At 50.2% G+C, this 14116-nt stretch carries 14 protein-coding genes; 4 read left to right on the top strand and 10 right to left on the bottom strand.

Annotated features, from left to right (window positions below; translation table 11 throughout):
• Nucleotides 1-106: 106 nt before the first annotated feature.
• On the bottom strand, nt 107-964 hold the full coding sequence (locus K2I50_RS02255) for a Cbp1 family collagen-binding glycoprotein adhesin (protein WP_301024626.1): 858 nt from the start codon (nt 962-964) through the stop codon (nt 107-109).
• A 279-nt stretch (nt 965-1243) separates the two neighbouring features.
• On the opposite strand from K2I50_RS02255, the gene K2I50_RS02250 reads away from it, so the two are divergent.
• Both K2I50_RS02250 and K2I50_RS02245 read left to right on the top strand, forming a co-directional pair.
• Nucleotides 1244-2272 (top strand): sensor histidine kinase, encoded by a 1029-nt coding sequence (locus tag K2I50_RS02250; RefSeq protein ID WP_301024625.1) that lies wholly within the window; start codon nt 1244-1246, stop codon nt 2270-2272.
• 4 nt (nt 2273-2276) lie between these two features.
• Nucleotides 2277-2972, top strand: coding sequence for a LytR/AlgR family response regulator transcription factor (locus K2I50_RS02245; RefSeq protein WP_301024624.1), 696 nt, complete (start codon nt 2277-2279; stop codon nt 2970-2972).
• Nucleotides 2973-3040: 68 nt separating this feature from the next.
• Here the strand turns inward: K2I50_RS02245 and purT are convergent, their stop codons facing one another.
• From purT to K2I50_RS02225, 4 genes are all read right to left on the bottom strand, one after another.
• The gene (purT, locus tag K2I50_RS02240) at nt 3041-4231 is read right to left on the bottom strand and encodes a formate-dependent phosphoribosylglycinamide formyltransferase (RefSeq protein WP_301024623.1); all 1191 of its coding nucleotides are present in this window, start codon (nt 4229-4231) and stop codon (nt 3041-3043) included.
• Between the two features lie 42 nt (nt 4232-4273).
• Entirely contained in the window at nt 4274-5311 is a 1038-nt protein-coding gene (locus tag K2I50_RS02235) for a porin (RefSeq protein ID WP_301024622.1), read from the bottom strand.
• 180 nt (nt 5312-5491) lie between these two features.
• Nucleotides 5492-6262, bottom strand: a complete 771-nt coding sequence (locus K2I50_RS02230; RefSeq protein ID WP_301024621.1) for an ABC transporter ATP-binding protein — start codon at nt 6260-6262, stop codon at nt 5492-5494.
• Nucleotides 6259-7008, bottom strand: a complete 750-nt coding sequence (locus tag K2I50_RS02225) for an MlaE family ABC transporter permease (protein ID WP_301024620.1) — start codon at nt 7006-7008, stop codon at nt 6259-6261. Before K2I50_RS02225 ends, K2I50_RS02230 begins: the two co-directional genes overlap by 4 nt.
• Nucleotides 7009-7160: 152 nt before the next feature.
• Here K2I50_RS02225 and udk point away from each other — a divergent pair, with 152 nt between their 5' ends.
• Together udk and lptB are read left to right on the top strand one after the other, a co-directional pair.
• On the top strand, nt 7161-7778 hold the full coding sequence (gene udk / locus K2I50_RS02220; RefSeq protein WP_301024619.1) for a uridine kinase: 618 nt from the start codon (nt 7161-7163) through the stop codon (nt 7776-7778).
• 180 nt (nt 7779-7958) lie between these two features.
• Complete coding sequence (gene lptB, locus K2I50_RS02215; RefSeq protein ID WP_301024627.1) at nt 7959-8696, top strand: LPS export ABC transporter ATP-binding protein; 738 nt, start codon at nt 7959-7961, stop codon at nt 8694-8696.
• 533 nt (nt 8697-9229) lie between these two features.
• Here the strand turns inward: lptB and K2I50_RS02210 are convergent.
• The 5 genes from K2I50_RS02210 to K2I50_RS02190 form a co-directional block, all read right to left on the bottom strand.
• On the bottom strand, nt 9230-10927 hold the full coding sequence (locus K2I50_RS02210; RefSeq protein WP_301024618.1) for a peptide MFS transporter: 1698 nt from the start codon (nt 10925-10927) through the stop codon (nt 9230-9232).
• Between the two features lie 55 nt (nt 10928-10982).
• On the bottom strand, nt 10983-11420 hold the full coding sequence (locus tag K2I50_RS02205) for a SufE family protein (protein ID WP_301024617.1): 438 nt from the start codon (nt 11418-11420) through the stop codon (nt 10983-10985).
• Nucleotides 11421-11423: 3 nt separating this feature from the next.
• Nucleotides 11424-12422 (bottom strand): M28 family peptidase, encoded by a 999-nt coding sequence (locus tag K2I50_RS02200; protein ID WP_301024616.1) that lies wholly within the window; start codon nt 12420-12422, stop codon nt 11424-11426.
• 6 nt (nt 12423-12428) lie between these two features.
• Nucleotides 12429-12980 (bottom strand): DUF3332 domain-containing protein, encoded by a 552-nt coding sequence (locus K2I50_RS02195; protein ID WP_301024615.1) that lies wholly within the window; start codon nt 12978-12980, stop codon nt 12429-12431.
• Nucleotides 12981-13043: 63 nt separating this feature from the next.
• Nucleotides 13044-14116: MltF family protein (locus tag K2I50_RS02190; RefSeq protein ID WP_301024614.1), on the bottom strand; the 1073-nt coding region annotated here is incomplete at its 5' end.

Here is a 14116-nt window from a genome sequence, read left to right as displayed (position 1 = left end):
CTTCGTCACATATCGAAAATCGTCTCAAGCTATACGACCCTGGCGGCAACATTTATTATTAAACAAGCTCTAAATTTCGGTATCGTCAAACTTCTGACATCGGCTGTCAGTCGGTCTGAATCACGAGGTAGTTGGTGTGCGACCAGAAATTTTCGGGATCCTTGATAACAAGCAGTTTTGTATTGCCGTTATCAATTATTTCATATGAGTAATCGGGATGGTTGCTTAGCAGACGGGCTTTATTTGACGTCATCTTCAGAGCTCCGAGCGAGCGTTTGTCACCTGTATTGAATGCGCTTTTGTCGAAGTCGTGGGTCAGTCGTGTCGACCGGAGGAATCCGCCCTCGATGATATGCATGTCCTTCAACGCCGATTTGCTGTCGACTATATAGTAGCATGTGTTGAGCTCTTCCTCAAAGCGTGCGGCGCTCTGTCCGATGGAGTCGCGCTGTGTGTTTGCCTTGTCGATGCTTTGGTTTAGAGAGTCAATGGTTGTATTAAGCGCTATTATGGATGAATTGGCATGCAACAGTTTTGCATTCAGAGTCTTGATTTCCGACGACTGAGTGTCGAGCTGTTTACGCATGATATCGATTACATCCTGCAAATCGTCGGTAAAGAGTCCGGATTGTTGCAGTTGCTCTTCAACTTCAGCAAGGCGCTGGCGTCGTTGGTTGAGCGAGCGTTTCAGGGCTGCCATATCGTTGCGAAGCTGGGAATACTCTCTGACACCGGATTCAGATGATACGGGAGTTACCGATATTATATTTTCCAGTCGTTTCATCTCCTCCATATCGTCGGCAATCTCTTTTACAAGAGCGAATAGCATGTCGCGTTCCGACACAGCTGTGGCGAGTTCCTGTCGGGATGCCTCCATAAGATCCTGTCGGCTTTCAGTCGGATCTTTTGGGGCGCAGGCGGCCATTGCAGTCGATAGTATGAGTATGACGATGATGTATTTCATTAATGAAAATATACTGTTTACGTAACAACTTGTCTACAAAGATACGAAAATCTATTTAAAATAGAATTTCAGAATATCCGGTTTTGGATTGCGGTCAGGTGTTATCATGACTCCTTTTATCAAGTTCAGATGCATATAAATATTTTTAAGTAAATTTTTAATTAAAACATACTTTAGATATAAAAGTTTAACATTAATTCAAATTTATTGTCGAACCGGCTGTTCAAACATGCTATTGGCATTTTTGGAGCGATAGACAATATCAGTTAATTTTGCAGAATGAAAATTCCGGAAAATAAGACCGCTCTGATATTCGATTTGTTTTTCTGTCTGATATTTATGCCTCTGCTGATATTTCTCGGCCCCGTGCATTATTGGATAAAAGACAGTCCGGTATTTTTTTGTCTGGCATGTGTGTTTCTTTATGCATGCTATTTCATAATCAAGCGTATTGACGTGCCGGCTCTTCTTATAGGTCGCCGTTACAAGCGAATTGCCGTTTTAGCGGTTGCCATATTGGGTGTAAATCTTGCTCTTACCTACTATCCGCTGCCGGATATTGACTTTATAACTCCGGCCATGAGCGAATATCAGACCAATATGCGCAATTACAGCATCACTATAGGTATGTGGCTCATGCTGTCGCTTGTAGTGGCATATTCGCTTACAGTATCGTTTGTGCTTGAACTGTATGAGCATATATTGCAGAAGGAAAAGATTGAAAATCAGCGCGACAAGGCACAGCTTGCCATGTTTAAGGCACAGATTAGCCCGCATTTTCTGTTTAACACCCTCAATTCGCTGTACAGTCTGGTAATAGGTACTTCGGAGAAGGCCGAAGATGCATTTATCAAGTTTACAGAAATCCTGAAATATACCTATGTGACTATCGACAACGAGTATGTGGCACTGCGCGACGAACTTACTTATATACAGAACTATATAGACCTACAGATGCTTCGGCTCAACGAGCATACCAGGGTATCCTGCCATTATCGTATCGACGACGATGACATTGAGATTCCGCCGATGATACTCCTTACATTTGTCGAGAATGCTTTTAAGTATGGTTCGTCGACAAGTACTGACTGTGAGATAAATATATCGCTTACTGTGCGCAATGGCGAACTTGAGCTGCTGACCCGCAACCGTGTGATGAGGCATGCCGATATGTTCCGCAAGGAGATGCCGGCAGGCATGCAGAACTGCAGGGCGCGCCTGGCGGCCCTGTATCCGGGACGGCATTCGCTTGTCGCAGAGGAACAGGATGGTATTTTCACGGTAAATCTTAACATAAAACTTGGCTGATGATATGGAACGGACTGTAAGATGTGTGGCAATCGATGATGAGGTGCTCGCCCTTGATGTCATAGAGAAATTCTGCGAGCGTCTTGGTGGTGTGTCGTTGCTTACATTCACCGATCCGGCCGAGGGTATGCGTGTCATTGACTCCGAGCGCCCCGACATAGTGTTCCTCGACATAGAGATGGAGAATATCAACGGACTGTCGATTGCATCCGGGCTTCCGGAAGGCACATGCTTTATATTTACTACAGCATATCTGCAATATGCGCTCGACGGCTTCAATCTTGATGCTGTCGACTATCTCCACAAACCGTTTGCCTATTCACGCTTTAAGGCTGCGATGGAGAAGGCATTCAGGCGCATAGAGTATGCCGACGCCGCCAAAAAGGGCCAAAGTCTTGTTGTAAAGCAGGAGTATAATAACGTCAGCATACCTCTCGACGATATTATGTATATCGAGGCCATGGAAGGGTATTCCAAGATTTTCAGGGTAAAGGGTACATGTGTGGTTTCACGCGGTATTCTGAAGAATATATACGGTATGCTGCCTCAGAAGGACTTTTTGCGTATCCATCGTTCCTATATCATACCGGTTGCTAAGGTAGAGAGTTTCAACCGCCATGAGATAAGGCTCTACGGCGGTAAGGTGCTCCCTGTGGGACGACAGTATGTCGACGCTGTGATGGCTGCGTTTAAACCGTAATTATATGTTAATGGCGCCGTGTCAACGCTTGACACGACGCCATTATCAGTTGTTATACCGTCAGATTATTATCTGGGCAGAACGTTGACGCGGAGAGCCTCGTAGGCACGCTCGGCTTTGGCACGTGCGGCGTCGACGCTCTCGTCGGTAGCGAGAATCACACCCATACGGCGGTGGCCTTTTACCTCGGGCTTGCCGAATATGCGTATCTGTACGCCCGGCTCGGCGAGTACCTGCTCAAGGTTGTCAAACTCTACCTTGTCAGTATCACCCTCTACAACCACAGCACGTGATGCCGACGGACCGTAGAATCGGATTGAAGGCACAGGGAGTCCGAGCAGCGCGCGTGCGTGGAGTCCGAACTCGCTGAGGTCCTGCGAAATCATTGTCACCATACCTGTGTCGTGGGGACGGGGAGATACCTCGGAGAATATCACCTGGTCGCCTTTTATGAATAGTTCGACACCGAATATTCCGTATCCGCCAAGAGCATCGGTGACTTTTTTGGCAATCTCCTGTGCCGACTCGAGCGCAGTGGCGCTCATAGGCTGTGGCTGCCATGAGTAGCGGTAGTCGCCATCAATCTGTATATGGCCTACCGGCTCGCAATATACTGTTCCGGAACAGCTGCGCACGGTAAGCAGTGTGATTTCGTAGTCGAAATCGACGAATCCTTCTACAATCACGCGTCCGGCTCCTGCGCGTCCGCCCTCCTGGCTTGTTTGCCATGCGCGGTCGATGTCGCCGGCACTCTTCACTGTGCTCTGTCCGTGTCCCGACGAGCTCATGATGGGTTTTACCACGCATGGTATGCCGATTTCCTCAATGGCCTTTTCAAACTCCTCGCGGGTTGATGCGAAGCGGTAGGCTGAGGTGGTGATACCGAGTTCTTCGGCTGCGAGACGGCGTATGCCTTCGCGGTTCATGGTAAGCCATGCCGCGCGTGCGGTGGGAGTTACGTTGTATCCCTCTTTCTCAAGTTCAAGAAGAGTAGGGGTGGCGATAGCCTCGACTTCCGGTATGATATGGTCGGGACGCTCGAGTTCGATGATGCGGCGTAGCTCGTTACCGTCAAGCATATTGAACACATGGCTGCGGTGGGCCACCTGCATGGCCGGAGCGTTGGGATAGCGGTCGCAAGCCACTACCTCAATGCCATAGCGCATGAGTTCGATAGCGACTTCCTTGCCTAACTCTCCACTGCCCAGCAGTAGCGCCTTGCGCCCCACCGGGGTCATAACTGATCCTATTTTCGACATAGATGTATGGTATAGTAATTATACTGATGTTGGTGTTGTTGCTCAGAAGCGGACTACGAGTTCAAGCACGAGCTTGTTTTTATCCTCGATGTTCACTTTTGTATCTGACGGGTAGAAATAGTTTTCGTAGTTGATGCGCACATCGGCTCTTACTTTGGGATGTATGTAGCTAAGAGTAGCTCCGACTGTGGCACGCTGATGGCGCGGCTGGGTGATATACAACTCGCCGTCGCTGTTGCGTGTACCTTGGCTGTTGTCGGTCACTCCGTCGTAGCGGGCCTGCAGCGACAGCCGGTTGAATGTATTGGTGCGTATAGGCATAGAGTAGTCGGCCATTACATTCCAGGCGTGGGTAGGCTTGAGACTGCTGTTGGTATAATGCTTGTAGAGGTATTCACCCTCTATCATCCAGCGTCCGTCTCCCCAGTGTACTGCTCCGTCAATCTGATTGATACGTACGGAGTCGGGCATTACGGATTCAAAACCACCCTCGACAAACATGTTGCCGAATGTGTAGCGTGCCTTGCAGGAGGCATCCATTGTGCGCTCCCATACTTTGTGTCGGGTGATGGAGTGGGTATTGAACACTCCTGCCTCGGCTGTCAGTCCTGTGCCGGGCAGAGCTACGGCTATTTTTCCGCCTACTCCGCGCTGCTGGCCTACGAGTTTGCTCACTGTCGAACGGTTGGCGAAGTAATACTGGTGAGGCGCACGGCTTGCATCGACGCTGAACGGTATACGCATCTGACCCATTGATATCTTTATGTCTTCGGTTACGGCCACGCGTCCCCATGCGTCGAGGAATGTATATGAACCGCGGTCGTTGAAGTCGGTCTGCATGAAATAGTCGATAAACGGGGCTACGTTGCCGCTTACCGATATGCGTGCCGTGCGCACCTGGAATCGCGACATGACATCTTCGGTAGCCATTTCGTAGCGTGTGCGTACAGTGCCGTGTACTTTCGGTATATAATCAAATGATTTTTCTTGAGTATCAGCCTGGTCGGCGGCTTGCGCGTATATTGTCGTAACGGATGCTGACGACAATAACAACAGCACTTTTGCAACTACTTTTTCCATGAAAATGCTAACAGGGTTATTATCTTACGCAAAGTTACTCCAATTCTTGTGTATGACAAAACTGCATAGCCAAAAATGGGTGTTACAAATCAACATTGCACGTATCTGTCATTGGTCAGGATAACAGAAGCCTTCGGCGGATGATACAGCCGGAATACATGTGACGCTTTTGTGGCGGCGTTATTTATGAGCGTGCTCAAGCACGTAGGAGCGCACTTTCTGAAACAGGTCGTTGGCGAATACGAAGTCGGTGAGGGCCTCGTTGGTCGTTGTGTATATGAGTTCCTTGTTGCCTACCCATTCGCGGTGTCCTTTGTTGATGAACACGATGTTTTCACCGATACCAAGTACGGAGTTCATGTCGTGGGTGTTGATTACGGTGGTTATGCCATACTCGTGGGTGATGTCGTAGAGCAGTTCGTCGATGAGTATCGATGTCTTCGGGTCGAGTCCGGAGTTCGGTTCATCGCAGAATAGATATTTTGGATTGAGGGCAATGGCGCGTGCAATTGCCACACGTTTCTGCATGCCTCCCGATATCTCGCTCGGATACTTGTCGTCGGCACCCTTCAGCCCTACACGCTCAAGGCAGAAGCGTGCGCGCTCGCGTCGCTCGGCCAGGGTCATGCTGGTATACATCATAAGAGGGAATTCGACATTGCCGAGCACCGTCTCCGAGTCAAACAGGGCCGAACCCTGGAAGAGCATACCTATCTCGGTGCGCAGATGGCGCAACTGTTCGCGTCCCATGGTCATCAGGTCGCGTCCGTCGTAAAGAATCTCGCCATGCTCGGGGCGCACGAGTCCAACGAGCGATTTCATGAGCACAGTCTTGCCCGAACCGCTCTGGCCGATTATGAGATTGACCTTGCCTGTCTCGAAGGTAGCGCTTACACCTTTGAGCACTCGTACTCCGTCGAAAGATTTTTCTATGTCCTTTACCTCTATCATTGCATCAGGAGTTTTGTAAGTATGACGTCAAACAGCAGTATGAGGATAGAGCTGGATACGACCGCATTGGTCGAGGCCTTGCCCACCTCGAGGGCGCCGCCTTTCACATAATATCCGCAGAAAGAGGCTACTGAGGTGATTATAATCGAGAATACGATTGCCTTGATTATGGTGTACCATACGTACCATTCGATAAACATCGTCTGTATGCCGTAGATATATCTGGATACCGGAATCAGGTCGGTGAATGCCGCTATAATCCATCCGCCGAAAAGGCCGGTGGCAATCGAGAATATTACCAGCACTGGTATGAATACCATGAAGGCCAGAATCTTAGGCAGAACGAGGAAGTTGGCTGAGTTGATACCCATTATTTCCAGAGCGTCGATTTGCTCTGTGACGCGCATGGTGCCTATCTCCGAGGCAATGTTGGAACCTACTTTTCCCGACAGGATAAGGCATAGCACCGCCGAGCTGAACTCCAGGAGCAGGATGTCGCGGGTGGCAAGTCCAGTAGAGTATGCCGGCATTATCGGACTTGTCATGTTGAGCTGCATCTGTATGCAGATTACCGCGCCGATAAATATACTTATTATTATGGTCAGGGGGATTGAGTCAAGCCCCAGCTTGCCAATCTCCTGAATAAACTTTCGGCCGAAAACGCGCCACTTCTGTGGCACGCCGAATACACGGCTCATGAATATGCAGTATTGCCCGAAACGGGCCAGTGACGATTCTATTATCATAAGGCATATCAATATGTGGGTCAAAGTTAAGCAATTTCTTTGGCTCGTAGCATTTTTTTTGTTTACTTTGTGTCGTATAAACTGGCCGAATGTGCTGTAGGGCGTATTTGTCCGTAGCATCAGTCAGCATGTTTAAATAAATATAACAGATAATGTTGGTAATAGGCATAGCCGGTGGTACCGGTTCGGGAAAAACTACCGTAGTCAATAAAATAATAAACTCTCTTCCTCAGGGCGAGGTAGCGGTGTTGCCGCAGGACTCATATTATCGCGATTCAAGCCATATCGCTCCGGAATTGCGCTGTGATATCAACTTTGACGAGCCTGCAGCGATAGAGTGGGAACTGCTTGAGCAGCATCTTCGCGAGCTTAAGGCGGGGAAATCCATTCAAATGCCTACATATAGCTATCTGACATGCACACGACAGCCGGAGACAATCACCGTAGAGCCACGCGACGTGGTGATAATCGAGGGAATTCTTATACTTACACAGCCTGAACTGTGCAAGCTGATGGATGTGAAGGTGTTTGTCGATGCTGACGCCGACGACCGCCTCATACGTGTGATTTCACGCGACTGCATTGAGCGCGGGCGTACTCCACAGATGGTAATCGACAGATATGAGGCTATCCTGAAGCCTATGCATCAGCTGTATATCGAGCCGTCGAAGCGCAACGCCGATCTGCTTGTGCCCCAGGGTGCCAACAACCGTGTAGCCGTGCAGTTGCTTACCGACTATATCGAGAGCCGACTCAATCTCAACCGATAATCGCCGTAGAGTAGATAGGATATGACCGCGAAATATAACGAAAATTCCGTATCCGGGGCTGACTCGGTAATTATAAATACAGAGACGGCTGAAAATGCCGGTACTGACATTGCAGCCGGTGTGTCTTCAGATTCTGTTGAAGTGACTGACCCTGACCAGGGCCCTCTGTACGAGGGTAAGATGGTGTTGCGTACGGATAATCTTGTGAAAAAATACCGTCAGCGTACGGTGGTCAACCATGTGTCAATCAACGTAACACAGGGTGAGATTGTAGGACTGCTCGGCCCCAATGGAGCCGGTAAAACGACTACGTTCTACATGACGGTAGGACTTATTACACCCAATGAGGGCCAGATATTTCTCAATGACCTGAACATCACCAAGTATCCGGTGTACAAGCGTGCGCAGAACGGTATCGGCTATCTTGCACAGGAGCCGTCGGTGTTCCGCAAACTTTCTGTAGAGAATAATATACGCGCGGTGCTCGAGATGACCAATACCTCGCGCGAATACCAGCGCGACAAGCTGGAGAGCCTTATATCGGAGTTCCGATTGCAGAAGGTGCGCAAGAACCTCGGCGACCAATTGTCGGGTGGCGAGCGCCGACGTACTGAGATAGCACGCTGTCTGGCTATCAACCCGAAGTTTATAATGCTCGACGAGCCGTTTGCCGGTGTCGACCCTATCGCGGTAGAGGATATCCAGGAGGTAGTATACAAGCTCAAGGAGAAAAATATCGGAATCCTTATTACCGACCACAATGCTCAGGAGACTTTGCGTATTACTGACCGTGCATATCTGCTGTTTGAAGGTAAAATCCTGTTTCAGGGCACATCCGAAGAGCTTGCCGGCAATCCGGTAGTGCGCGAGAAGTATCTCGGACGCAACTTCGTGTTCAACCGCAAGCGTTTCGACTGATACGCTTTGTATGGTCTGTGGGCGCCCGCCCGACAACACAGATTTAGTCATCACATGTTTAGTCATCACATGGTAAGAGTGCCCGATTTATGGTCGGAGCATTCAATCCGGCTATATGTTGCTATTTTTTGGGTGGAGATTATAGCCGTAATTCATACGTTCACTGTTTCGTAGATTCCATACTATCGCAGCTGGCTTCGGTATCTGTGCAGATGTGCGGGCATAAAATAATTAAGGAGTCAAGTTTCAAAACTTGACTCCTTAAAATTTGCGTTGTCTTACCAGGATTCGAACCTAGACAGGCAGAACCAAAAACTGCAGTGCTACCATTACACCATAAGACAATCATTTGCCCAACCCCTTCTGTGGGGCTTAAGCGGTGCAAAGATAGGCATAAATTTAGAAAACGGCAAATTTTCCACAAAGATATGTGTGGGAAATTTGCCGTTTTTCATATTATTTACGGCTCTATTTTCGAACCGGCTTATCGACTGCGGTATCTGTTTTGATACCGCAGTCGATGGAATGAGTTATCAGATGGCCTCATTCTCGACAGTCTCGAGCGAGTCAGCATCGGGTGCGGGAGTGTCGGAGGTGGCTGCCTCGAGCTTTTTCATAATCGAGAATATGAAGGCTGCCGAGATAAGGCAGATGATGATGAGAATACCCCAAAGGGCTGCTGTGGAGATTTTACCCCAAAGAAGCATCGGGATAGACACGAGATAGTTGCCGACGGCTGTCGCTGCAAACCATCCGCCCATCATAGAGCCTTTCAGCTTGGGAGGAGCTACCTTGCTTACGAAGGATATACCCATCGGAGAGAGCAGGAGCTCCGCGAATGTGAGGAGCAGGTAGGTGCTGATGAGCCAGTTGGGCGATACTGCTGCTGATGTGCCTACGATAGCGAGCGAGCCGATACACATTACACCATATGCTATGGCAGCCATGAGCATGCCATAACCGATTTTACGAGGTGCGGAGGGCTCTTTCTTTTTCTTTGCGAGCCATCCGAAGAATGCGAGGCTTACCGGGGTGAGCGCTACTACATAGAAGGGGTTGAACTGCTGGTACTCCTGTGGCTGGATACCTGTAAGGGGGTCGGGGGTGGTGTTGTAGAAGTAGTATACGGCCCATGCGACCAGTGCGAGCAGCGCTACGGATATGAACCGGCTGAGGTTGCTCTTGGTCTGGAACAGGTTGAAGAGTGCGTAGACGCCTACGGCAATGCTGAGGAGTGCCCATACGTTGAATCCTATGCGGGTCCATCCTCCGGCTTCGGGCGATGTGCATGTCTTGGCAAATTCGGTGAGTGTTGCTCCGTTCTGGTGGAATACCATCCAGAAGAATATCACTACGGCAAACACGAGAAGCAGGGCGATAACGCGCTGGCGGGTCTGCGCAGGGGTAAGTTCGGGACCTGCTGACACGGCTGCTTTCGCAGAGTCGTTTTTCTTATCATTGAGGATGTGGGCGTATGTCTTACGGCCGAGAGAATAGATGAGGAAGCTGGCAATGAGCGATACGCAAGCCACAGCAAAGCCGTAGCTATAGCCGGTAGTCAGGGTGGTTATGTACTGCGATGCCCATGCTGTGAGGTCGGCTCCGGGCACCATTCCTGCTTCTGTGGCGGTCGCGATTATCTCGGCGGCGTTTTCATGTCCGTCAAGATAAAGGTTGCACATGGCGGGGAGGGTGCTTACATATGTGAGGCCCTGTGCCTTCATGGCCATATTACACATGGCTGTCGCTGCCATAGGAGCAAACATAGAGCCGATATTTATTGCCATGTAGAAGAGTGAGAATGCGGCGTCGCGCTGTCCGCTGAAACGTGCGTTGTTGTACAGGTCGCCTACCATTACCTGTAGATTGCCCTTGAACAGGCCTGTTCCTACAGCGATAAGGAGCAGCGCTCCGCACAGAATCACAAGCGATGATGTACTGCGGATTTCGGTCGGGATAGCCATTACCATATAGCCTATGAACATTACGGCTATACCGGTAACCACACACTTGGAGAAGCTCCAGCGGTCGGCGACCCATCCGCCTATGAGCGGCATGAAATAAACGAGTGCAAGGAAGCCGGCATAGATCTGACCCGACACTGTCGAGTCAAAGCCAAACTTAGCCTGCAGGAAGAGGAGGAAGATAGCAAGCATGGTGTAGTAGCCGAAACGCTCGCCGGTGTTGGCAAGCGACAGTACGTACAGTCCTGCGGGTTGGTTTTTAAACATAATGATTGGTATATTAAATGGTTTATTCGTTTCGGGAGTGTAGTCGGGCAAGCTGTCACTTGCCTTCGGTCTCAAGTTTTGCCTTATAGGCTATGGCGTAGAGCTTCATCTGCTTAACCATGGCGGCAAGACCGTTGGAGCGCGTGGGGGAGAGATTTTCGGCCAGTCCGATTTTGTCGATGAAATACAAGTCGGCATCGGCGATTTCAGCCGGAGAATGGTCGTTTAATACCTTGAGCAACATGCTGATGATTCCCTTTACTATTATGGCGTCGCTGTCGGCTGTAAAGTGTATCAGTCCGTCGGGAGTAAGATTGGCATGCAGCCATGCCCGGCTCTGACATCCCTCGATGATGTACTGCGGAGTCTTGTATTCCTCGGGCATCGGCGGCAGTGTATTGCCCATGTCGATTATATAGGCATAGCGGTCCATCCAGTCGTCTATATCGACGAACTCTTCGATTATTTCGTCCTGTATATCGTTGATAGTCATTGTCTATTCTGCTTTTTCTGTGTATATTACGTTGGCTACGGTCTGTCCTACAGCCTTGAGAGTGGCTGTTGATATAGCGGGCATATTGTCGGCAACAGTATGCCATGTCGGTGGGAATGTGCCGGTCGACGGATGTGCGGCGTCGATTATGTCGACAGCCGGTATCCCGGCGCGATTGATAAAGACGTGGTCGTCGGTGACACCACCTCCGGAAGCATTTACGAATCGGTCGGCATATCCCGACGCTGAGGCTACGGCCCATATGCGGTCGTTGACGCTGCGTGCGAAGTGGTCGCTTATAATCTCGCGTCGGAATACAGCGCCTTCACCTCCTACCATATCGAGCAATATTGCGTAGGCCGGCTGCACCATGCCTTTGTATGGCTTGCTGCGGAGCCACTCCTGTGTGCCGAGACACCACGAGTTCTCGTCGCCGTCATTTCCGCTGTCTTCGGCGTCGACCATCAATATGTCGACTCCGGCAGCGGGATTGTGTTCTCCCATCAGTCGTGCGAGTTCGAGCAGTACACCGACACCGCTGGCGCCGTCGTTGGCGCCCGGCACCGGCTTGTTATGGTTGGCGGCATCCGGATCGTTGTCAGCCCACGGGCGTGTATCGTAGTGGGCTACAAGCAGTATGCGGCGTCCTGTGCCGGAGTTGTATCGTGCCAGGATATTCGATACCGGTATGACTCCTCCCGACGGACCGTCGACCTTTGAGCGCTGTATCATTACCGTATCGGCTCCGTAGGAGCGGAGTCGGCCGGCAATGTATTCTACACAGGCCGAGTGGGGTGCGGTGCCGGGGATGCGCGGGCCAAACTCTACCTGGGCGGCAATATGGCTGTAGGCGGAGTCGGCATTGAAGTCTACGGCATCAAGACTGCCGGAGGCTGTAGCGGATTGTCCTGAGGCTGACTCACCGGATACAGCACGGTTGCCATGGCCCGTACAGGCCATGGCTCCGGCTATTATCATTGTTGCTAAGAAAAATCGTTTCATCCGTTTTTATCGGGTGGCAAGCATGGCAGGGAGAGCCTGCTGCTGATAGGCGAGCACGCCTTGAGCGTCGAGTGCCACACGGTGCATGTTGCCGTCGGCGCCTACCATCTCTACGTTGTTGTCGTCAATCATAGTCATGAACATAACGCCTTCCTCCATGTCGGGTGTGCGTACGCTCCATGTCTGTTCGTCGGAGTTGAAGTCGAGTCGCACTACGCTGCCGTCGTTTTCGCTTGTGATGGTATATCCGGTTTTGTCGCAGTCAACGAGGTAACGGCCATCCTGGCCTTCGATGACACTGCGGCCGCAAGCTACAGGATTGTTTCCGCTCCAGAATTCGATGCTGTTGATGACAAGTACATCGGCCAGAGCTGATACTTCATATACGGGAACTATACAGAAAGCTATGAACACGAGTTCGTTGACAAATTTATTGCCTACAGTGTGGTTCCAGCCAAGAATCTTGTTGGTGAGAGCGAAACTTCCGATGCAGGATGTCGATACCATCGAACCGGCGAGAGCGAGTACAAGCCCTACAAATAAATATCTTCTTTTCATAAGTTCTGTTGTTAGGGGATTTTATAGGTTGTTAAACGAAAAAATGTCTTATTTATACCCGGATTACAGTTTTATTTGTCCGGTGCTGCGTTTATAGAAATCCATGACTTTGCGTACATATGCCGTGGTCTCTTTTCCTCGGAAATAACCGTATTTGCATACCGGGTCATTGTAGTACTCCGGTTTGGCCTTCATGAGAAGGGCATCGGCAACGTTACCCTCCCATATCTGCGGATTTTTTCCGTATTTTTTTGCAAGGGCTATGGCATCGTATATGTGTGCGATGCCTGAATTATATGCCGCGAGGGTGAATTTACGCCGTTCTTCGGAATCGGGCACTTTTTTTGACAGGGATTTGTCGAGCGCCTTCATTATAGCCGCTGCAGTGCGGATATTTGCCTCGGGATTTGTGATTTTGGACGCAGACAGTCCGTAGGCGCGTGCCGTGCGCGGCATTATTTGCATTACTCCTCTCGCTCCGGCCCAGCTCACTGCCGTTGAGTCAAACCGGCTCTCGGTGTATCCTTGTGCGGCAAGTATGCGCCAGTCCCATCCGATTTCGCCTGCGTACCGGCGGAATAACCGGTCGTAGGGGGATATGTGTCCCTTTGAGAAATCGATGGATAGCGCCGGCGATTCTTTGCTGAGTTCAAAGTAGCGTTTCAGAATCCGTGCCTGGGCCTTGCGTGGTTCGGCCTGGCCCATCCATTCGGTAATGCTGTCGGCAAGCCATGGTTTCTGAGGCGAGACACCCCAGGCGGCCCGTTGCTCGAAACTTACCGGCAGACCTATATCAAGACTATTGTAATATGTACGGTTGATACGCGCGATATCGCTGTCTACGATAGTGAGCGGTATCTCTCCGTTTGCAACCATCTCGATAAGATCCTCGGTAATAATGGTGTCACTCTTTACCTGATGGATTTTGATTCCTCCTCCGATTTCGTCGTTGAGATTTTCAAGTCGGTACAGGTATTTTGAGCCGGCTTCCACGTATACCTCACGTCCGGCAAGCTGGGTCACGTCAGTAATCGGATTGTCGCTCTTTGGCTGCACGAGTACCTGAGTGGTTATGTTCTCGTCGCCGGCAGCCACGACATGCGATTTGTATTCGGCCGTGATGGGTATCTCGTATG

It is taken from the genome of Muribaculum sp. (genome assembly GCF_029051885.1).
GTDB lineage: Bacteria > Bacteroidota > Bacteroidia > Bacteroidales > Muribaculaceae > Muribaculum.
The sequence above is the reverse complement of the archived record's forward strand: the minus strand, read 5'-3'. Positions and strand labels throughout refer to the sequence as shown.